The sequence below is a fragment of the Streptomyces sp. HUAS CB01 genome, from assembly GCF_030406905.1.
Taxonomy (GTDB): Bacteria; Actinomycetota; Actinomycetes; order Streptomycetales; family Streptomycetaceae; genus Streptomyces; species Streptomyces chengbuensis.
The window spans coordinates 7616909-7638129 of sequence record NZ_CP129137.1 but is presented as its reverse complement, the minus strand read 5'-3'; the positions used below and the strand labels follow the sequence as shown (position 1 = coordinate 7638129).

Genomic DNA, 21221 nt, shown 5'->3' with positions numbered 1-21221 from the left:
AACCCGGGAGGCCTCCGAGATGACCCGTTACGCCGCGCCCGGCACCGAGGGTGCGATCGTCACGTACGCGTCCCGCTACGACCACTGGATCGGCGGCGAGTCCGTACCGCCCGCCCGTGGCCAGTACTTCGAGAACCCGAGCCCCGTCAACGGGAAGGCATTCACCGAAGTCGCCCGCGGCACGGCCGAGGACGTCGAGCGCGCGCTGGACGCGGCCCACGCGGCGGCGCCCGGCTGGGGGCGCACCGCGCCGGACGCCCGGGCCAACATCCTGCTGAGGATCGCCGACCGGATGGAGACCCATCTGGAGGAGCTCGCCGTCGCGGAGACCTGGGAGAACGGCAAGCCGGTCCGGGAGACCCTGGCCGCCGACATCCCGCTGGCCATCGACCACTTCCGGTACTTCGCCGGTGTGCTGCGCGCCCAGGAGGGTTCGCTCAGCGAACTCGACGACAACACGGTCGCGTACCACTTCCACGAGCCCCTCGGGGTCGTCGCGCAGATCATCCCGTGGAACTTCCCCATCCTGATGGCCGTCTGGAAGCTCGCCCCCGCCCTGGCCGCGGGCAACGCGGTGGTGCTCAAGCCCGCGGAGCAGACGCCCGCGTCCATCCACTACTGGATGGGGCTCGTCGCCGATCTGCTGCCGCCGGGAGTCGTGAACATCGTCAACGGCTTCGGCGTCGAGGCGGGCAAGCCCCTCGCGTCGAGCCCCCGGGTGGCGAAGGTCGCCTTCACCGGCGAGACCACGACAGGCCGGCTGATCATGCAGTACGCGGCGGAGAACATCAAGCCCGTCACGCTGGAGCTGGGCGGCAAGTCGCCGAACATCTTCTTCGACGACATCTGGTCGGCCGACGACGAGCTGAGGGACAAGGCGCTGGAGGGCTTCACCATGTTCGCCCTCAACCAGGGCGAGGTGTGCACCTGTCCGTCGCGTGCACTGATCCAGCGCGGCCACTACAGCGAGTTCCTGGAGGCCGGCATCGCCCGCACCGAGGCGATCGTCCCGGGCCACCCTCTCGACACGGACACGATGATCGGCGCACAGGCCTCCAACGACCAGCTGCAGAAGATCCTGTCGTACCTGGACATCGGCCAACAGGAAGGCGCGAAGATCCTCACGGGCGGCCAGCGCATCGAGTACGACGGTGAGCTGGCGGGCGGCTACTACGTCCAGCCGACGATCTTCGAGGGCGACAACCGGATTCGGGTCTTCCAGGAGGAGATCTTCGGCCCGGTCGTCGCGGTGACCTCGTTCGCCGACTTCGACGACGCCATCAAGACGGCGAACGACACGCTCTACGGTCTCGGTGCCGGTGTCTGGACGCGGGACGTCAACCAGGCCTACCGCGCCGGGCGCGCGATCCAGGCCGGCCGGGTCTGGACGAACTGCTACCACGCCTACCCCGCGCACGCGGCCTTCGGCGGCTACAAGCAGTCCGGTATCGGCCGGGAGACGCACAAGATGATGCTGGACCACTACCAGCAGACGAAGAACATTCTTTGTTCCTACAGCCCTCAGAAGCTTGGCTTCTTCTAGAGCCTGGAGTCGGTTGCCTGGAGGCATCGTTGCGCTCCAGGCAACCCGAGATGACGACTACAATCCGTGATTGGCTGGAGCCTTCGCGCTACTGTCTGACACCCAAGGGAGTCCCCCGGACCAGTCGTGGACCAAACGGCGCCGAACGACATCACCCCACGAGTCGCTCATGAGTGCCGCGAGCCCATGAGAACGCCTCCTGGCACCGCATCAGATCGGATGCCGGGCGCGCATCCCGTCACTCGCGCACCGACCGTCGCATCGGTTCTCAGCGGGTGACGTGTTTCTTCTGTGTGATCACGGGCGGGGGCTTCGCGTATCGCTGCGGCTGCGCCGCAGCCCCACGCCACCCGGACGTCGTGCGGGGCTGCTCCTCGCGGTCACGGACGTCACCTTCGACTTCTCCAGCACCGGGCGAACGGTTCGGCCACGGAAGGTGGTACCGCTTTCACCCCTGCCTGTTCCGGACGCCGGCGTGATCCGATCGTGTCGAGGCACCCGCTGCGGGTACCCCGCTCCGTCGGGAAAAGATGTTCGCACAGGCAATGGATCAGCTCGTCCCGTTCTCCGGGTACCGTCAGGGGCACGGGAGTCAGCAGCCACCCCAGCAGGTCGGGGTGGCAACGCACTCCGCATGATGAGCCATCGGAAGGTGTCGGCCTGCGCGAGCCGTGGAAAGGACCGGGTCAGCACCGGTTTCTCGGCTCGCCGCGCAGCGTGCGGGCGTACAGAGCCTGAAACGAGCGTCACACCGCGTCATTCCGAAGGAATGCGAAACTCGAATTCGGGACGGTCCCACGGCACGGCGGGTGGGTTCGCGAACGCGGTCCCGGTCCGCACCGCACCAACACGGTGGTAGAAGTCCTCGGCGGGAAGATGCGACACGACCTTGAGTCGGTCGAGCCCGGCGGCACGGGCCTCGGACTGCATGTGCGCCACGAGCAGCCGTCCAATACCCCGTCCTTGCGCTTCGTCGGCGACGAAAAGCAGGTCGAGCTCCGGTGGAGCGAGGACGAGCGAGTAGAACCCGAGGACCCGGCCTCCATGCTCGTCGGCCGCGACGGCCACAAAGGTGCGGTGGGCCTCGATGTAATCGGGACCGACCCGGTAGCCCGCCACTGCGGCTGCGTACTTACCCTCGTAGGCGCCTGAGCCGCGCACAAGCCGCGTGAGCCGTTTGGCATCCCGCGCGACGGCCCTCCGTATCGTGATCGGCTGGCTGATCGGGGATGTGCGTGAACTCATCGGGAGAGTATTTCGCACCGGGGAGTGTCTTCGTGCGGCGGGTCGACTGCTCGGGCAGGCGTTCCTGCACCGCTCCCGGTAACCGCTTGCCCGGGCCCCGATCGGCCACGTCACTGCCGCCGGATCGGCCGCCCCCAAGCAGCCGCTGGACGCACGAATCGGCGCGGAGGAGCTGGAGCGGTAGGGTCGAGGGCTGTTCTCCCCGGGCCTGCCGTGGCGAAGCCGAGCCGGCACAGGAAAGTGTCGAGCCAGCCTCCTGAGACGGATCGTCCTCGACCTGTTCTCCGGCCCCGGCGGCTTGAGCCACGCCCTCGCCGTCCCCGGGGCCCGGAACATCGGGTGTAGACAGCGATCCCCCGTGGCAGGTCCGCGCCGTTCTCCATCGCTGCACGCCTCCCCTGCACGCCTCCCCTGCGCGCGGTCACCCGTACGTGACGCCGTCCGGTGCACCCCGGCCGATCTCCGGTCTCGCGTATCCGTCCAGCAACGTAGACGAAGACACCGCCAGGCAGTCCCGGGAAGCCGGTCTCAGCCGCCGCGCCGCACCCGGGCCGCCTTGCGGGCCTCCGCGAGCTTGCGGGCCTCGCTGCTCTTGCGGGACGACGACCTGCCACCGGAACCGCTCTTCGCGTCCTTGGTACTGCCCAGGCCGCCGAACGGCACGTTGTGGTTCTTGGGGCGCGGTACGGCCGACCCGCCGTCGAGAGGCTTTCCGGAGGGGGCCTTGGCGCCGGTGATCCGACTCAGCTCCGCCTCGCCGGACCGCACTTCGGTGACCTTGGGGGCGACGCCGGCGTCCGCCACGACCTGGCTCGTCTCGCGACGCTGTCCCGAAACGACGAGTGTCACGACGGTGCCGGAGCGGCCGGCCCGGGCCGTGCGGCCCGCGCGGTGCAGATAGTCCTTCGGGTCGGTGGCCGGGTCGACGTTGACCACGAGGTCGAGGTCGTCGACGTGCAGGCCGCGTGCGGCGACGTTCGTCGCTACCAGCGCGGTGATCTGCCCGTTCTTGAACTGGGCCAGGGTCCGGGTGCGCTGCGGCTGGGACTTCCCGCTGTGCAGGGCGGCGGCGGCCACGCCGCTGGCCCGCAGATGCCGGGTGAGCTGGTCGACGCCGTGCTTGGTGTCCAGGAACAGCAGGACGCGGCCGTCCCGGGCGGCGATCTCCGTGGTCAGGGCGTACCGGTCCGGGCCGTGCACGACGAAGACGTGGTGCTCGATCGAGGAGACCGCGCTGGACGAGGGGTCCACGGAGTGGACGGCGGGCTCGCGCAGGTAGCACTGCACCAGCTGGTCGACGTCGCGGTCGAGGGTGGCGGAGAACAGCATGCGCTGCCCGTCGGGACGCACCTGGTCCAGGATCTCTGTGACCTGCGGCAGGAACCCCATGTCACACATCTGGTCGGCCTCGTCCAGGACCGTGATGCGCACCCGTCCCAGTCGGCAGCCCTTGCGCTCGATGAGGTCGTGCAGCCGACCGGGCGTGGCGACGACGATCTCGGCGCCATCCCTCAGCACGGCGGCCTGCCGTCCGATGGACACGCCGCCCACCACGGTCGCGAGCCGCAGCCGCAGTGCCTCGGCGTACGGGGTGAGCGCCTCACCGACCTGCTGCGCCAGCTCCCTGGTGGGCACCAGAACGAGCGCCAGCGGCTCCTTGGGCTGCGCGCGCCGCCCGGCCGTCCGGGCGAGCATCCCCAGGCCGAAGGCGAGCGTCTTGCCGGATCCCGTGCGGCCCCGGCCCAGGACGTCCCGTCCCGCGAGCGCATTCGGCAGCGCCGCCGCCTGGACGGGGAAGGGCACAGTGACACCATGCTCGTCGAGCACCTGCAGAACCTCGGTCGGCAGTCCCAGCGGTGCGAAGGAGGCCACGGCGGGCATCGCCGAAGTTGCGCCCGACGCCTCGGACACACAGTCCTGCTGCCAAGCACCGGCACGTGCTGATTCGCTCACAGAAAGCCTTCCTCCGAAGGGACCGTACCGAGGAAGGCGCGGCAGGGAAGCGGCCGCCGATCAGAGATACCCAACGGAGCACCGAGCAGCGGCACAGCAAAAGCGCAACGTTAGCACGGGGCACACCCTCCGGGGCCTCCCGCGCCGCACCGCTCAGCCGAGGGACGACAGCCGGACCTGCCTGTGCGGAGCCAGGTGGTGAGCCCAGAACACCCCCGGCATCGACGCCCAGCGCGGCCCCCGCCACCAAGATCCGGACCAGGAGCGGACCGACTCCACCTCTTCTTGCGCGACTTCACTCGTTTCCTCAGCTCAGCGGCAGATCAGGCCGTGTACCACCAGCGGAGGAAGAACATCCTTTGCAGCTATTCCCCGAAAGCGCCGGGGTTCTTCCAGCACGCCAAGTCTGTCCGCCCGTCTGGAAATTGCTCGCCCGTATCCAGGGGTCTGATGCAGGTTCGGGTGACGGGTGTGCCCTGGAGGGCCGGTGTGGCCATGAGCGGACTCCCGGCGGACCGACAGGAGAGCAGTCACTTACGGGCGGGACACGGCCGCGACACGCGGCGGAAACGGGTCGTCCCTAATTTCTGTCAACCGACAGGAATTCGCAGGGACGACCCTCACCTCCGCGACAGGGGCCCGCCATGACCATGACCACCGATCCCACACCACCGGCATCTCCCCCGCCCGGGGGCGCCGGCGCGCTCGCCTCGTTCGGCTATCCCCAGGAACTGCGGCGGCGGATGGGGCGGTACGCCTCCTTCGCCGCCGGGTTCTCCTTCATCTCCGTGCTGACCACGGTCTTCCAGTTCTTCGCCCTCGGATACTCCTTCGGCGGGCCGCTCTTCTTCTGGACCTGGCCCGCCGTCCTCGTCGGGCAGCTCCTCGTCGCCGCCTGCTTCGCCGAACTCGCCGCCCGCATGCCCATCGCCGGGGCGATCTACCAGTGGGCGAGCCGGCTCGGCTCCCCCGCCTTCGGCTGGTACGCGGGCTGGATCATGGTGACCGGACGGATCGTGGTGGTCGCGGCCGCCGCACTCGCCCTCCAGGTCGTGCTGCCCGCCGTCTGGCCCGGCTTCCAGGTCGTCGGCGGCGACCCGTCGCCCACGACGACCAGCGGCGCCGCCAACGCCGCCCTCCTCGGCCTCGTCCTGCTGGCGCTCACCACCCTGCTCAACGTCCTGGACAACCGCGCGCTGTCGGCCGTCAACACCATCGGGGTCACCGCCGAGATCGGCGGCGTCGTGCTGATCGTCACTCTGCTGGCCACGCACGCGGAGCGGGATCCCGGCATCACCCTGCACACCGGCGGGCAGGGCGGTCTGATCACGGCGCTTCTGGTGGGATCGTTCACCGCCGCATACGTGCTGATCGGTTTCGAGAGCGCGAGCGAGATGAGCGAGGAGACCGTCAATCCCCGGCGCACCGCGCCCCGGACGACCCTCACCGCCCTCACGACCTCCGGCGTCTGCGGCGGACTGCTCCTCCTCGGCGGCCTGCTCGCCGCGCCCAGCCTCACCGACGGCCGGCTCGCGACCGAGGGCCTCGGTTACGTGCTCACCAGCACCCTCGGGGACGGGCTCGGCAGGATCCTGCTCGCCAACGTGGCGGTCGCCATCTGCGCGGCGACCCTCGCCATCCAGACCTCGGCGACCCGCATGCTCTTCTCCATGGCCCGCGACGGCGCCCTCCCCCGGTCGGCGGCGCTGGCGCGGGTTCCGCGACGGACCGGGATGCCCGGCACGGCCGCCGTGACGGTCGGCGTCGGCGCGGCACTGCTGCTCCTGCTCAACCTCGCCTCCCCGCAGGCGTTCCTCGCCATCGGCACGACGTGCATCGCGATGGTGTACCTGGCGTACGCCATGGTCACCGGACCGATGCTGGTCCGGCGGCTGCGGGGCGAGTGGCGGCCTCCGGCCGACGACGAGCGGGACGAGCTCGGCCGCACGCTGTTCTCCCTCGGCCGCTGGGGACTTCCCGTCAACGCGCTCGCGGTCGCCTACGGACTCTTCATGACGGTCAACCTCGCCTGGCCGCGCGCCGAGGTGTACGACCCCGAGGGCGGCCACTGGTACTTCCGGTGGTTCACCGTCCTGGTCCTCGCGGCCACGCTCACGGCAGGGGCGGCGTACCGCGGGTACCGCCGGCGTCGGGACGTCCCGGGGCAAGGAGCCACCGCGCGGCCCGAGCCGGAGCCGGAGCCCGTACGCGGCTGAGACCGGGCCGCGCGGGGCATCCGCGGATCAGGACCGCGCCGCGAGGAGCCCCTGCCCCTCGCGGCGCAGCCGCGCCAGGGAGCGCGGCGCCACGCCGGCGACCCGCAGCGCGGCGTCGGCCGTCGCCCGGGCGAGGGCCCCGGGGTCGCGGTCGGGGTCGGCGCGCCGGATGAGGATCACGCTCTCGGTGAGCCCGAAGAGGAGGTCCGCACGGAGCGCCAGCTCCTCGGGGGCGAGGTCCGTACCGGGCGCGGTGGTGGCGAGCAACCCCGTGTAGCAGGACTTGAGTTCGCTCCGGAGCCGGTGGAAGGCGGCGAAGCGCTCCGTCCCGACTTCGGGCAGCAGGTAGAGGGCGCCGAGGTTGTGCGGCCCTTCGCACAGCAGGGTGGCGTCGGACTGGCACAGTGCCCACAGGCGTGCCTCCGGAGACGCCTCCGTGCGCGACACGAGCCCGGCCGCCACCTCCAGGGAGGGGCGGACGGTCCCTTCCAGCAGCTCCGCGAGGATCGCCTCCTTGCCGTCGAAGTAGTGGTACAGGGACGCCTGTCGCAGCCCCGCGCGTTCGGCGATGGACCGGGTGGAGGTCGCGGTGTAGCCGCGGGTGGTGAACAACTCGGCCGCCGCGGCGAGGACTTCGTCGCGCGGCTCCGAGCCGCCTGCCGGGCGCTCCTGGGCCCGTGGGCGGCCGACTCTCCTGCTGGCGGGCGGCTTCGGCGTGCTCACCCCGCGATCCTCGCACACGGGCGGCGCCTCATCCGGGCCGAGCCGTGGGGGTGAGTTCCAGGTAACCGAGCGGAAACGCAAGGGCAATGACTGCGAAGCGCCCGCTGCCTAATTTCTGTCAAGCGACAGAAATTGATCCCGGACCGGAGGCCGAGCCATGGGGACACCCTCAGCTCCATCGCCCATGACCGCGTCGACGTACGGCGCGCGCGAACACGCCCGCGCCCAGGAGGGCACGACGGCCGAAGCCATGCCGGTCCTCCCGGCGAGCGACTGGCCGGAACCTCCGCCGGGCGTCGGAGCGGACGACGTCGTCTGGGCCGAGACCGTGGCGGGCGGCAACTACACCCACAAGGTCCTCGCCCGGGGCACCGAGCTGCGGCTGACCGACCTCACCGGCGACGCCTGCGCGCACCTCCTCCTCCACAGCGCCGACCGCCCGTGGGAGCGGCTGAACACGGCCGACACCGTCAAGGTGCTCTGGAACGCCTACCTCGGCGAGGGGCACCTGCTCCTCTCCGACCAGGGCCGAGTGCTCGCCTCCGTCGTCGCGGACACCTCCGGCCGGCACGACGCCCTCACCGGCACCTCCAGCCTCGCACGCAACACCGCCCGGTACGGCGACGGCACCCCGCAGTCCGCCTCGCCGGCGGGGCGCGAGCTGTTCACGCTCGCCGCGCTCAAGAACGGCCTCGCTCCGCGCGACCTCCCGCCGTCCGTCTCCTTCTTCCAGGGGGTACGGATCGCCGAGGACGGCACCACCGCGTTCACCGGATCGGCCGGCCCCGGCGCGTCCGTCACGCTCCGCGCCGAACAGGACCTCACCGTCCTCCTCGCCAACGTGCCGCACCCGTTGGACCCTCGCCCCGAGTACACCTGCGGGCACCTCCAGGTCGTGGCGTACCGGTCCCGCCCGACCGCCCCGGGCGACGCCCTGTGGGACGCCACCCCCGAAGGGCGCCGGGCCTTCCTCAACACCGTCGACCACCTCACCGCCCGGGGGCTCGCATGACCGCCACCTCCCTGCCCGGCCGCGTCGTCTCCGACGACACCGTCCCCGCCCGCGCCGCCTGGTCCGCCGTCGTCCGCAAGGGGCAGCTGCTGACCCTCACCGACCTGTACGGCAACCAGGCCGCCGACTTCCTGCTCTACGACGCGCACGACACCACCCTCCGCTACAGCGCCCCCGACACGATCCAGGCCCAGGGCAACGTCTTCCTGACCACCGGGTCGGTCCTGCTCTCCAACGATCACACCCCGCTGATGACCGTCGTCGAGGACACCTGCGGACGGCACGACACCCTCGGCGGAGCCTGCTCCAAGGAGTCCAACACCCTCCGGTACGGCCACCACACCTGGTCGCAACACGCCTGCGTGGAGAACTTCCTCGCCGAGGGCGCCCGACACGGGCTCGGCAAGCGCGACCTCGTCTCCAACATCAACTGGTTCATGAACGTGCCGGTCGAGAAGGACGGCACCCTCGGCATCGTCGACGGGATCTCGGCCCCCGGCCTGAAGGTCGTACTCCGCGCCGAGACCGACGTCCTCGCCCTGCTCTCCAACTGCCCCCAGATCAACAACCCCTGCAACGGATTCGACCCGACGGCCGTGCGCATGACGATCACCGAGCCCGGCGCGAGCGACGAGGACGGCACCCGATGACCTTCGACACCCTGCTGGTCTCCAACCGCGGCGAGATCGCCGCCCGGATCATCCGCACCGCCCGGACGCTCGGGCTGCGGACCGTCGCGGTGTACTCCGACCCCGACCGGGGCACCGAGCACGTCCGCCTGGCCGACGAGGCCGTCCGGCTCGGCCCCGCCCCGGCCAAGGAGTCGTACCTCGACGCCGATCAGGTGCTGAAGGCAGCCAAGGACACCGGCGCCGGCGCGATCCACCCCGGCTACGGCTTCCTGTCCGAGGACGCCGCCTTCGCGCGCCGCTGCGCCGACGCCGGCATCGTCTTCGTCGGCCCCACCCCCGAACAGCTGGAGCTCTTCGGCGCCAAGCACACCGCCAGGGCCGCCGCCGAGGCCGCGGGCGTCCCGCTCGCCCCCGGCACCGGACTCCTCCCCGACGTGACCGCGGCGCTCGCCGCCGCCGACGAGATCGGCTATCCGGTGATGCTCAAGGCGACCGGTGGCGGCGGCGGCATCGGCATGCAGGCGTGCCACGGACCCGCCGGCCTCGCCGACGCCTGGGACCGGGTGCAGCGGGTCGCCGCCGCCTCCTTCTCCTCCGCCGGGGTCTTCCTGGAGCGCCTCGTGGAGCGGGCCCGCCACGTCGAGGTGCAGGTCTTCGGCGACGGGATGGGCAAGGTCGTCGCCTTCGGCGACCGCGACTGCTCGCTCCAGCGCCGCAACCAGAAGGTCCTGGAGGAGGCCCCCGCCCCCGGCCTCCCGGACCACGTCCGGCACCGGCTCGCCGAGGCAGCCCGGAACCTGTGCGCGTCGGTGGACTACCGCTCCGCCGGCACGGTCGAGTTCGTGTACGACGCCGCCCACGAGGAGGCGTACTTCCTGGAGGCCAACACCCGCCTCCAGGTCGAGCACCCGGTCACCGAGGCGATCTACGGCGTCGACCTCGTCGCCTGGATGCTGCGCCTCGCGCAGGGCGACACCGCCGTCGTCACCGAGCCCCCGCCGCCCCGGGGACACGCCGTCGAGGCCCGGCTGTACGCGGAGGACCCCTCGCGCGACCACCGCCCCAGCGCCGGCCTGCTGACCCGCGTCGCCTTCCCGGAGGACGTCCGCGTGGACGCCTGGGTGGAGACCGGCACCGAGGTCACCACCTCCTACGACCCCATGCTCGCCAAGGTGATCGCGCACGGCTCCGACCGGGCCGAGGCCCTCGACCGGCTCGACGCGGCGCTCGCCTCGACCCGCGTCGACGGCATCGAGACCAATCTGGGTCTGGTGCGCGCGGCCCTCCGGGACTCCGGCGTCCGCACGGCGACGCACTCCACCGCCACGCTGGCCACGGTCACCGACCCGACCCCGCGCGTCGAGGTCGTCGCGGCCGGCACCCTGACGACCGTCCAGGACTGGCCGGGCCGCACCGGCTACTGGCAGGTCGGCGTCCCTCCGGGCGGGCCGATGGACGACCTGTCCTTCCGGCTCGGCAACACCGCCCTCGGCAACGACGAGGGCGCCCCCGGTCTGGAGTGCACCCTCCAGGGCCCCTCCCTGCGGTTCACCCACCCCACCACCGTCTGCGTCACCGGCGCCCCGGCCCGGGTGACGGTCGACGGCGCCGCCGTGCCGCAGTGGGAGCCGGTCACCGTCGCCGCCGGGCAGACCCTCGCCGTCGACGCGCCCACCGGACACGGCCTGCGCACCTACGTCCTGTTCGCGGGCGGTCTGGACGTGCCGGAGTTCCTGGGCAGCGCCGCCACCTTCACCCTCGGCCGGTTCGGCGGGCACGGCGGCCGCGCCCTGCGCCCCGGCGACGTCCTGCACGGCGGCGAAGCCCGTACGGACACCTCCGTCGTCCCCCTCGACGACCGGCCGGCCTTCGGTGCGGACTGGCACATCGGCGCGGTCGAGGGACCGCACGCCGCCCCCGAGTTCTTCACCGAGGACGACGTACGCGACTTCTACGCGGCGGACTGGAAGGTCCACTTCAACTCGGCCCGCACCGGCGTCCGCCTCGTCGGCCCCAAGCCGCGCTGGGCCCGCGCGGACGGCGGCGAGGCGGGCCTGCACCCCTCCAACATCCACGACACCCCGTACTCCGTCGGCGCAGTCGACTACACCGGCGACATGCCGGTCCTCCTCGGCCCTGACGGCCCCTCCCTCGGCGGGTTCGTCTGCCCGGCGACGGTGGTCACCGGGCAGCGTTGGAAGCTCGGCCAGCTCCGCCCCGGCGACACGGTCCACTTCGTGCCGGTGACCCCGGAGACGGCCGCCGTACTGCGCCGCACCCCGGCGGTCGCGCCCCGTGCCGACCGCCCGCCGAACGTCGACGGAGGCGTCCTCGCACGCCTGGAGGAGACCGGGGCCCGGCCGACGGTCACGTACCGGCGCAGCGGCGACGACAACCTCCTGGTCGAGTACGGGCCGATGCAGCTCGACCTGGCGCTGCGGATGCGCGTCCACGCGCTCGCGGAGGCGCTGGCCGCACGCCGGCTCCCCGGCGTCCTCGACCTCACCCCGGGCATCCGCTCGCTCCAGATCCAGACCGACCCGGACGTGCTGCCGCAGCGCGACCTGCTCGACGTCGTGCTGCGCGTGGAGGAGGAACTGCCCGCCACCGACGACCTGGTGGTGCCCAGCCGGATCGTGCACCTGCCGCTGTCCTGGGACGACCCGGCGACCCGCGAGGCCATCGACCGGTACGTCGCGGGCGTGCGCGACGACGCCCCCTGGTGCCCGTCGAACATCGAGTTCATCCGCCGCGTCAACGGCCTGGACACGGTCGACGACGTCTTCCGGACCGTTTTCGACGCCGAGTACCTGGTCCTCGGCCTGGGGGACGTCTACCTCGGCGCGCCCGTCGCGACCCCGCTGGACCCCCGGCACCGGCTGGTGACGACCAAGTACAACCCGGCCCGCACCTGGACGGCGGCGAACTCGGTCGGCATCGGCGGCGCGTACCTGTGCATCTACGGCATGGAGGGTCCTGGCGGCTACCAGTTCGTCGGCCGTACGACCCAGGTGTGGTCGCCCTGGCGCCAGCGCGGCGCCTTCGAGGCGGGCAGGCCCTGGCTGATGCGCTTCTTCGACCGCATCAAGTGGTACCCGGTCGGCGCCGACGAACTCCTGGAGCTGCGCGCAGACATCGTCTCCGGCCGGTTCGTCCCGAGGACCGAGGAGGGCACCTTCTCGCTCTCCGCGTACCGGGACTTCCTCGACGCGAACGCCGTGCCGATCGCCGCCTTCCGGGCCCGGCAGAGCGCGGCCTTCCAGGCCGAGCGCGACGCCTGGGAGACGGCCGGCGAGTTCGCCCGAGCCGAGGCGGCGGCCGAGACCGTCCCGTCGACAGGGGAGGTCGAGGTGCCCGAGGGCGGCCGGCTGGTCGAGGCCGACTTCACCGCCTGCGTCTGGCAGGTCAACGTCGAGGTCGGAGACCGGGTGTCGGCGGGTCAGCAGCTCGTCGCCCTGGAGGCGATGAAGATGGAGTCCCCCGTGACGGCCCCCGCCGAAGGCGTCGTCGCGGAGATCCTGATCAGGCCGGGAAGCCAGGTCGAGGCCGGTACCGCCCTCGTCGTCCTGGCCCCCGTTGTGACGGTGGAGGTGACCGCATGAGCGGCGCGCTGGAACGCGTGCGGGCCGCGTACGCCCGCATCGCCCGAGCGGACCGGCCCGAGGTGTGGATCGACCTCCGTCCCCAGGAGGACGCGGAGGCGGAGGCCGCCTCGATCGACGCGCGGACCGCCGCCGGGGAGCGTCTGCCCCTGGCCGGAACGGTCCTCGCCGTGAAGGGCAACATCGACGTCGCGGGACTCCCGACCACCGCGGGCTGCCCCTCGTACGCGTACCGGCCCGAGGCCGACGCGCCGGCGGTGGCACGCCTGCGGGCGGCCGGCTCCGTGGTCCTCGGCAGCACCAACCTGGACCAGTTCGCGACGGGTCTGGTCGGCACGCGCAGCCCGTACGGAGCGGTCCGCAACGCCGTCGACCCGGCGTACGTGTCGGGCGGGTCCTCCTCCGGTTCGGCGGTCGCGGTCGCCCTCGGCCTCGTGGACCTCGCCCTCGGCACGGACACGGCGGGTTCCGGCCGGGTCCCGGCCGCCTTCAACGGCGTCGTCGGCCTCAAGCCGACCCACGGCCTCGTCCCCACCGACGGCGTCGTCCCCGCCTGCGCGTCGCTCGACTGCGTCACGGTCTTCGCCCGTACCCTCCCCGAGGCCGAGAGCGCCCTGTCCTTCATGGCGGCGCCGGTGGAACCCGCCGCCGCGCCGCCGCGGCGCCCGGGGCCGTGGCGGATCGCGGTCCCCGACGCCCCGCAGCTCGGCGAGATGGACGGGGGCTGGGCGGAGGCGTTCGAGGCGGCCGCCGCCCGGCTGGCAGACGCGGGCGCGGAGCTCCTGTCCGTGGACCTGGAGCCCTTCACCGAAGCGGCGGCCATGCTGTACGACGGGGCGTTCGTCGCCGAGCGCTACTCGGCCGTCGGCGCCTTCGTCGACGAACACGCGGGCGACCCGGGCCTCGATCCGACGGTGGCCGGGATCGTCTCCGGGGCACGCGACGTCCCGGCCCATCGCCTGTACGCGGACCGGGAGAGGCTCGCCGCCCTCCGGGCCCGCGCGCTGGCCTCCCTCGGCGAAGCGGACGCGCTGCTCCTGCCGACCACACCCGGGCACCCGACCGTCGCGGAGGTCGCGGCCGACCCTCTGGGCGCGAACGCCCGGCTGGGACGCTTCACCAACTCCACGAACCTGTTCGGCCTCGCGGCGGCCGCCGTCCCGGCGGGCGAGGTGACGGGTCGGCCGTTCGGCGTCATGCTGGTCGGGCCGGCCCACACCGACGAACGCCTCGCCCGGATCACCGGGCTGCTCACGGCTCCGCCCCTGCACCTGGCGGTGGTGGGAGCGCACCTCTCCGGGCAGCCCCTCAACGGACAGCTGCTCGCCCTCGGCGGCCGGTTCGTCCGCACGACGGCGACGGCGCCCGCGTACCAGCTGTACGTGCTGGACACGACGCCCCCGAAGCCCGGTCTGGTCCGGGTCCGCGAAGGCGGCGCGGCGATCGAGGCCGAGGTGTGGCGGCTCCCCGCCGAGGGGCTGGGCGCGCTGGTCGCCGCCCTCCCCCGCCCGATGGCCCTCGGCTGCGTGGAACTCGCGGACGGCACCTCCGTACCCGGCTTCCTCTGCGAGCCCGAGGCCCTCGACGGCGCCCGTGAGATCACCGCGCACGGCGGCTGGCGCGCGGCGCTCGCCGCCCAGCTCCTCGGCGTAGGCGGGCACGACCACCCGACAGATTGCCGCGCGGACTGGTCGGCCAGAGCGACGAAACACCTTGCATGATCGGACACCCCGAATCCTGCGCAGGGGAACATGGCGTCGGATCGCTGGTTGGCCGAACCGGCGACCCCACCGACCATGGACAGTCCGCCGCCACCCCCGCCCGTCCGCCGCAAGGCGTCTCCCGACGACCACAGACCACCGCGAAGCACTCATGCCCGTGGGGACGGCAGGCGGCCATGCCGCGGCGTAGCTCGCACGGAACAGACCCTGGGCGCGCTCCAAGCAACCAGCCGCGACGGGCGAGGCGGCGGCCTCGGTGCGCAGGCAGCGGGCGGCTGCCCCTCGCTTGTGTGCCAACTCGCCGCCGCCACGGGCCATCAGTCAGAGGTCCCCTCCGTGCCAACCGAGATCCGGGCCATACGCGGCCCAGCCACCTGCAGCTCGGCCACATCGTGACCGTTTCCGCTGGTCAGCGGCCACACGAGGCGTGTACGGCCGGCAGACGAAGAACCTGCTGGTGTCGTACTCGCCGCAGAAGCTCGGCTTCTTCCAGAGGCGCGGAGCAGGGCGCCTGACGGGGCGGATCGCCCCGTCAGGCGCCCTTCCGCATGCCGTGAGCGGGCGGACCCCCTCCGTCGTCACGCCGGGCGGTCGCCTTCCGCTCCCCCACGGACGGGAGCCGCTGTGCTCGGAGCCCGTGGGCGCTCCACCCCTCCCGTCGTTCTCCCGTGGCGGGTCCTTCCGTTTGCGCTCGGGAACTGTTGCGTTGTGTTCCGGAACCCTGCGCGTCGTGTTCCGGAACACAACGCCCGCGTGCTCGCGGAACACCACGCGCTGTCTGCGCTGCGCGTCGTGTTCCGCTGCTCTCTCCTTTCTCCCTCGGCACCGGGGCGAGCCCTCCGGACGGGCCTCCGCAGCGACCACCGGCCACAGCGTGGTCCTGTGACGCAGCTGACTCGCGAACGGTGTCACAACACCGGCACGAGCCCTGTCGTCAGTAGTGAGCGGCTGGTTCAGCCCTCACTCAGACACCGAAGGGGTGCTGCCCCCGGAAGGGAAAGGGAAGGGCCGAGATGAGAGTCGTCGTCGCAGACACCACCGGGCTGACCGGTGCCGGGACCGCCGGCACGCCGCTCCGGGAGCACGCGTCGTGCCCGTACGCCCCGGCGGGGGCGCCCACGACGTCACGGACACCGGTCCCGCCGGGCCCGGGAGATCCGCCCCGTGGCACGGCCGGTGGTGACCCCACCGTGTGAGCCGCGGAAGCCCACGCACACCCACTGTCGACCCGCGCCGGAGGACCTCCGGGTGCGCCGTCGCCGTCCCCCGCCCCCACGCCTCGACTGGAAGGCTGCCATGACTGACTCGGCCCGTCCCACGCCGTCCTCCGTGACCAGTGAGCTCGACCAACTTCCCGACCGTGACGCCGAAGAGACCGCGGAGTGGCAGGCGTCGCTGGACGCCGTCATACGGCACGCGGGGCCGGACCGGGCGGCGTACCTGTTGCGACGAGTCCACGAGCACGCGACCCGCTCCGGGATAGTCCTGCCCCGGCTTCTCTCCACCGACTACATCAACACGATTCCGGCCTCGGCCCAGCCCGCGTTTCCGGGCGACATCGCGATGGAGTCCCGGATCACCGCCGTCAACAGGTGGAACGCGGCGGCCATGGTGACCCGCGGCTCCCACCTGGGCCTCGGCGGCCACATCTCCACCTACGCCTCGGCGGCGTGGCTCTACGAGATCGGGTTCAACCACTTCTTCAGGGGCAAGGACCAGGACGGTTCGGGCGACCAGCTGTTCCTGCAGGGACACGCGTCGCCGGGAATCTACGCCCGTGTCTTCCTCGAGGGCCGTCTGAAGGAGGACCAGCTCGACGGGTTCCGGCGGGAGGCGGACGGCAACGGGCTGCCGTCGTACCCCCACCCCAGGCGTCTGCCGTGGCTGTGGGAGTTCCCCACCGTCTCCATGGGCCTCGGCCCCCTCGCCGCCGTCTACCAGGCCCGGTTCAACCGCTACCTGCACGACCGCGGTATCAAGGACACCTCCGGATCGCACGTGTGGGCCTTCCTCGGCGACGGGGAGACGGACGAGCCCGAGGCGACGGCCGCACTGACGCTCGCCGCCCGGGAAGGTCTCGACAACCTCACCTTCGTCGTCAACTGCAATCTGCAGCGCCTGGACGGTCCCGTACGGTCCAACTCCAAGATCGTGCAGGAACTCGAGGCCCGGTTCCGCGGAGCGGGCTGGCACGTGGTGAAGTCGCTCTGGGGCGAGGCCTGGGACCCCGTCCTCCGGCAGGACACCGACGGCGCCCTCGTCCGCCGCCTCGGTGAGGTGCCCGACGCCCAGATGCAGACGTACGCCGCCCGGGACGCCGCCTACCTGCGCAAGCACTTCTTCACCGGTGACGCCCTCTCCGGCATCGCCGCAGGGCTGAGCGACACCCAGCTCACCGAACTGTTCGGGAACTCGCGCGGCGGGCACGAGCCGCTCAAGGTCTACGCCGCGTACCGGGCCGCGACGGAGCACCGCGGCGCGCCGACCGTCATCCTCGCCCAGACCGTGAAGGGACACACGCTGGGGCCGGAGTTCGAGTCGCGCAACGCCAACCACCAGATGAAGAAGCTGACCATGCCGCAGTTCCGCCACCTGCGCGACGTGCTGGAGCTGCCCATCCCGGACAGCGCGCTGAGCGGGGACGTGGTGCCGTACTGGCATCCCGGGGAGGACTCGCCCGAGGTGCGGTACCTGCGTGAGCGGCGTGCCGCTCTGGGCGGCCCCGCCCCGGTCCGGAAGGTGGTCGCCAAGCCCCTTCCCCAGCCGCCGTCGCGCCCCTTCGAAGCCCTGCAGAAGGGCTTCGGCAAGCAGGAGGTGGCCACCACGATGGCGCTCGTCCGTCTCGTGAAGGACCTGATGCGCGCCGAGGAGACGGGCCGGCGCTGGGTGCCGATCATCCCGGACGAAGCCCGTACTTTCGGCATGGAGTCGCTCTTCCCGACGGCCGGCATCTACTCGCCCGACGGCCAGAACTACGAACCGGTCGACGCGGACCAGCTGCTCCACTACCGGGAGTCCAAGAACGGCCAGTTGATCGACGAGGGCATCACCGAGGCCGGCTCCGTGGCAGAGTTCACCGCCGCGGCGACCTCGTACGCCACGCACGGCGAGCCCATGATCCCCTTCTACATCTTCTACGCCATGTTCGGGTTCCAGCGCACCGGTGACCAGTTCTGGGCGCTCGCCGACCAGTTGGGGCGCGGGTTCGTCGTCGGGGCGACGGCCGGGCGCACGACCATGACCGGAGAGGGCCTTCAGCACGCCGACGGCCATTCCCATCTGCTGGCGTCGACCAATCCGGCAGTGCTGAGCTACGACCCCGCCTTCGCGTACGAGATCGCGGTGATCGTCAGGGAAGGGCTGCGGCGGATGTACGGCGAGCAGCCCGAGGACGTCTTCTACTACCTGACCGTGTACAACGAGTCGAAGCAGCAGCCGCCCATGCCCTCCGGGCCCTCGGTCGAGGAGGGAATCCTGCGCGGGATGTACCCGTACCGGCAGGCGAAGCCCGGCGGCACCGGTCCGCGGATCCAGCTGCTGGCATCCGGCACCGCCATCCACTGGGCCCTGGAGGCCCAGGACCTCCTCCAGACGCGCTGGGGCGTCCAGGCCGACGTCTGGTCGGTGACCTCCTGGACCGAACTGCGCCGTGACGCGCTCGGCGCGGACGAGGCGAGGCTGCGCGGCGAGCCGCGCGTCCCGTACGTGGCCCGCGCGCTGTCGGACGCACCGGGTCCGGTCCTGGCCGTCAGCGACTGGATGCGCCAGGTGCCCGACCAGATCAGCCAGTGGGTCGAGCAGGACTACTCGTCCCTGGGGACGGATGGTTTCGGCCTGTCGGACACCCGCGAGGCGGTGCGGCGCCACTTCCGCGTGGACGCCGAGTCGATCGTCGTCGCGGCCCTGGACCAGTTGGCCCGGACCGGAGCGGTCGACCCGGAGGTCGTCGCCCGGGCCCGCGACCACCAGGGCCGCTCCGAGTAGCCCCGGACCACCGCGGGCCGGCACCGAATCCGCGGGCGGGGACAGTACAGGGGTGCAGCGGCGCCCTGCAGAAGCGTACGCGGAGCCGAGGCCGATGCACGTCAGTGCCCGCGGGTGGCCGGTCCGGCAGCGGCGAAGCGGGCCCGCCACAGATCGCGGAGCAACGCGATCTCGGCCATGTGGTGGATGAATTCGAGATTGGCGCCGGCGACCACGCTGATGAACGGGTCGTCGGGGTCGGAGCCGTACGGGTACTGCGAGAAGCCGACCGTGTCGAGCTGCTCGTCCGTGACGGACCCGACGCTGTCGCGCCAGCGGTCGATCGTCGCCCAGAGCCTCTCAAGGGCCAGGGCGGCGGACGGGGTGAAGTCGACCAGCAGTCCGGGCTCCTGCCGCCGTTCGCCGAAGGTCCACTCCCACTGGCCCGCGAAGCAGGAGTGCACGTGTCCCAGCCGCCACGCGATGGTCGTGATCGGCGTGTCGTCGGGCTCGGGCTCACCGGTGTGGGCGAGGACCTGCTCGACCCTCTCGACGCTCACGCTCCAGTCATCGGCGATCTTGGCGATCGTCATCCCGCCGGCGGCCTGCCGGGCGACCTCGGCGTACTCGTTCGCCGGGATGTCCGGTGCGCCCTTGTCGAGCACCCACTCGCCCGGACCGTACGCCCTGGGCGTCACCGCATCGCCCCGCCGCCGGATCGACCAGCAGTGCGGCACCGGCTCCCACAGGTACTCCTCGTCACTCAGCCCCGTCAGCCGTACCTGGGCCATCTCCCTTGCCTGGTCGAACTGTTCGAGCAGCAACCCCAAACGGTCGGTCCGTGCGCTCTCGGTCCCCATGCCCGGCTCCCCTTGCGATGTCGTCTCGTCATACGTGCCGCTCAGGCCGAAGCTAACGGCGCACCCCTCGGGGCGCGACCCAATTCCTGTGCACGGAGCGCGGAAGCGGCGATGCGCCCGGGAGGGCGCACACGGCGGGCGCAGATGGAAGCCCGTCACACGACCACACGCTGCGCTGTCCTGGTGGTGACCGAAGAGGTACTGCATCCTGCGGCCCGGACACCCGGCTGACCTCGCGAATGCCCGGCGGCGGGGGATGCAGAGACTCCTCATCCGACCGGACGCCCGGTCCCGATCCCGGTCCGTGCCGCCGCGCCCGTCGCTGCCCAGGCACCGCCCGCGTCACAAACACGGCCACCACCCGGTCATCCGTGAAAAGGCCCATCGACCGGTGCGGGCGTGCACCTCGCTCAGCTTGCCCGCCGCGCACCGGAGAACCCCCGAGAGGATCCCACTCATGAAGGTCGTCGTGATCGGCGGAACCGGACTCATCGGCTCGAAGGTGGTCGGCAAGCTCACGGAGCACGGCCACGAAGCCGTACCGGCCGCACCCAACACCGGCGTCAACACCCTCACCGGCGAGGGCCTGGCCGAGGTCCTGGAGGGCGCCTCGGTCGTGGTCGACGTCTCGAACTCCCCCTCGTTCGAGGAGAAGGCCGTCATGGACTTCTTCCGCACCTCGACGACGAACCTCCTGAAGGCGGAGGCAGAGGCCGGTGTGACCCACCACGTCGCGCTCTCCGTCGTCGGCACCGAACGGCTCGAGGAGAACGGCTACTTCCGCGCCAAGCTGGCGCAGGAGGGGCTGATCAAGACGTCGGGCATCCCGTACTCCATCGTCCACGCCACGCAGTTCTTCGAGTTCGTGAAGGGCATCGCGGACGCGGCGACCGAGGGCGACGTCGTGCGGGTGCCCGACGCCAGGATCCAGCCCATGTTCTCCGACGACGTGGCCACCGCCGTGGCCCGCACGGCCGTCGGCACGCCCCTCGACGGCGTGATCGAGGTCTGCGGTCCCGACGAGTTCGCGTTCGACGAGTTCATCCGCAAGGGCCTCGCCGCCGACAACGACCCCCGTACCGTGGTGGCCGACCCCCACGCCCGGTACTTCGGCGCCGAGCTCGAAGAGGCCAGCCTCCTTCCCGGCTCCGACGCCCGCATCGGCGCGACCCGCTTCACCGACTGGCTCGCGCGGAAGCAGTAGGTCCTCGGGACGGTGGCCCTGCCCGGCGGGCAGGGCCACCGTCGCGTCCGGGTCCGAGGGACCGCCGGCGACGCGCACAGCGTCTCCCGTGCCCGACGGGACGGGCCGGCACCACTCCGTGGCGAGGCGGCACCCCCGGAGCGGGCTGTGGCTCCCCACGGCCGTTCCGGCATCCGTCCAGCTCACCGTTCACCGTACGAAGGAAGCGTCCCGCCATGCTCATCGACCGCGGGGCGACCACGGTGCCCCTCACCGACCCCTCCGAGACGCTGACCGGGATCCACACCGTCGACCCCGCCCACAGCACGATCGGCTTCCGCGTCCGGCACGCCGTGATCTCGAACGTGCGCGGAAGGCTCACCGACTTCGAAGGGCTCCTCGAGCTCGACGGATCCCGCCCCACGCGGTCCCGGGCCCACGTGAGCGTCCGGACCGGCAGTGTGCAGACGGGCAAGCGCGACCGTGACGCCCATGTCGCCGGCCCGGAGTACCTGGACTCCGTGCTGTACCCGCTGATGACGTTCCGCTCCACCGGGCTCGACCCTCG

The 21221-nt window shown here is 71.9% G+C and carries 12 protein-coding genes and 1 pseudogene; 9 read left to right on the top strand and 4 right to left on the bottom strand.

Translation table 11 applies throughout. From position 1 onward, the window contains the following. Window positions 1-19 precede the first annotated feature (19 nt). Window positions 20-1543, top strand: coding sequence for an acetaldehyde dehydrogenase ExaC (gene exaC / locus QRN89_RS33455; protein ID WP_290353156.1), 1524 nt, complete (start codon window positions 20-22; stop codon window positions 1541-1543). Between the two features lie 756 nt (window positions 1544-2299). Here exaC and QRN89_RS33450 read toward each other — a convergent pair. Together QRN89_RS33450 and QRN89_RS33445 are read right to left on the bottom strand one after the other, a co-directional pair. Beyond that, window positions 2300-2788 carry a GNAT family N-acetyltransferase gene (locus tag QRN89_RS33450; RefSeq protein WP_167746090.1) on the bottom strand — a complete coding sequence of 163 codons (489 nt, stop codon included), beginning with the start codon at window positions 2786-2788 and terminating at the stop codon, window positions 2300-2302. Between the two features lie 528 nt (window positions 2789-3316). Beyond that, entirely contained in the window at window positions 3317-4741 is a 1425-nt protein-coding gene (locus QRN89_RS33445) for a DEAD/DEAH box helicase (protein ID WP_290353155.1), read from the bottom strand. Window positions 4742-5391: 650 nt separating this feature from the next. On the opposite strand from QRN89_RS33445, the gene QRN89_RS33440 reads away from it, so the two are divergent. Next, on the top strand, window positions 5392-6957 hold the full coding sequence (locus QRN89_RS33440) for an amino acid permease (protein WP_384861546.1): 1566 nt from the start codon (window positions 5392-5394) through the stop codon (window positions 6955-6957). Window positions 6958-6984: 27 nt separating this feature from the next. Here the strand turns inward: QRN89_RS33440 and QRN89_RS33435 are convergent, their stop codons facing one another. After that, a complete protein-coding gene (locus tag QRN89_RS33435; protein ID WP_290353153.1) occupies window positions 6985-7680 on the bottom strand; it encodes a TetR/AcrR family transcriptional regulator in 696 nt (231 codons plus the stop codon). 184 nt (window positions 7681-7864) lie between these two features. Here QRN89_RS33435 and QRN89_RS33430 point away from each other — a divergent pair, with 184 nt between their 5' ends. From QRN89_RS33430 to aceE, 5 genes are all read left to right on the top strand, one after another. After that, on the top strand, window positions 7865-8692 hold the full coding sequence (locus QRN89_RS33430; protein ID WP_290353152.1) for an urea amidolyase associated protein UAAP1: 828 nt from the start codon (window positions 7865-7867) through the stop codon (window positions 8690-8692). Further along, window positions 8689-9342, top strand: coding sequence for an urea amidolyase associated protein UAAP2 (locus tag QRN89_RS33425; RefSeq protein ID WP_290353151.1), 654 nt, complete (start codon window positions 8689-8691; stop codon window positions 9340-9342). Before QRN89_RS33430 ends, QRN89_RS33425 begins: the two co-directional genes overlap by 4 nt. Next, a complete protein-coding gene (uca, locus tag QRN89_RS33420) occupies window positions 9339-12926 on the top strand; it encodes an urea carboxylase (RefSeq protein ID WP_290353150.1) in 3588 nt (1195 codons plus the stop codon). Before QRN89_RS33425 ends, uca begins: the two co-directional genes overlap by 4 nt. Then, window positions 12923-14647 carry an allophanate hydrolase gene (atzF, locus tag QRN89_RS33415; protein ID WP_290353149.1) on the top strand — a complete coding sequence of 575 codons (1725 nt, stop codon included), beginning with the start codon at window positions 12923-12925 and terminating at the stop codon, window positions 14645-14647. Before uca ends, atzF begins: the two co-directional genes overlap by 4 nt. Window positions 14648-15943: 1296 nt before the next feature. Beyond that, window positions 15944-18631, top strand: coding sequence for a pyruvate dehydrogenase (acetyl-transferring), homodimeric type (gene aceE / locus QRN89_RS33410; RefSeq protein WP_290353148.1), 2688 nt, complete (start codon window positions 15944-15946; stop codon window positions 18629-18631). A gap of 101 nt (window positions 18632-18732) precedes the next feature. Here the strand turns inward: aceE and QRN89_RS33405 are convergent, their stop codons facing one another. Beyond that, the gene (locus QRN89_RS33405; protein WP_290353147.1) at window positions 18733-19470 is read right to left on the bottom strand and encodes a DinB family protein; all 738 of its coding nucleotides are present in this window, start codon (window positions 19468-19470) and stop codon (window positions 18733-18735) included. A 457-nt stretch (window positions 19471-19927) separates the two neighbouring features. Here QRN89_RS33405 and QRN89_RS33400 point away from each other — a divergent pair, with 457 nt between their 5' ends. Continuing rightward, the gene (locus QRN89_RS33400; RefSeq protein ID WP_290353146.1) at window positions 19928-20674 is read left to right on the top strand and encodes an SDR family oxidoreductase; all 747 of its coding nucleotides are present in this window, start codon (window positions 19928-19930) and stop codon (window positions 20672-20674) included. 215 nt (window positions 20675-20889) lie between these two features. Next, window positions 20890-21204 (top strand): annotated as a pseudogene (locus QRN89_RS33395) (YceI family protein); the annotation flags it as partial. Between the last annotated feature and the right edge of the window lie 17 nt (window positions 21205-21221).

Excerpts from the sequence above, each read along its gene's own strand:
- exaC (WP_290353156.1), top strand. The coding sequence starts at position 20 with ATGACCCGTTACGCCGCGCCCGGCACCGAGGGTGCGATCGTCACGTAC.
- QRN89_RS33450 (WP_167746090.1), bottom strand. The coding sequence starts at position 2,788 with ATGAGTTCACGCACATCCCCGATCAGCCAGCCGATCACGATACGGAGG.
- QRN89_RS33440 (WP_384861546.1), top strand. The coding sequence starts at position 5,392 with ATGACCACCGATCCCACACCACCGGCATCTCCCCCGCCCGGGGGCGCC.
- QRN89_RS33430 (WP_290353152.1), top strand. The coding sequence starts at position 7,865 with ATGACCGCGTCGACGTACGGCGCGCGCGAACACGCCCGCGCCCAGGAG.
- QRN89_RS33425 (WP_290353151.1), top strand. The coding sequence starts at position 8,689 with ATGACCGCCACCTCCCTGCCCGGCCGCGTCGTCTCCGACGACACCGTC.
- uca (WP_290353150.1), top strand. The coding sequence starts at position 9,339 with ATGACCTTCGACACCCTGCTGGTCTCCAACCGCGGCGAGATCGCCGCC.
- atzF (WP_290353149.1), top strand. The coding sequence starts at position 12,923 with ATGAGCGGCGCGCTGGAACGCGTGCGGGCCGCGTACGCCCGCATCGCC.
- aceE (WP_290353148.1), top strand. The coding sequence starts at position 15,944 with ATGACTGACTCGGCCCGTCCCACGCCGTCCTCCGTGACCAGTGAGCTC.
- QRN89_RS33405 (WP_290353147.1), bottom strand. The coding sequence starts at position 19,470 with ATGGGGACCGAGAGCGCACGGACCGACCGTTTGGGGTTGCTGCTCGAA.
- QRN89_RS33400 (WP_290353146.1), top strand. The coding sequence starts at position 19,928 with ATGAAGGTCGTCGTGATCGGCGGAACCGGACTCATCGGCTCGAAGGTG.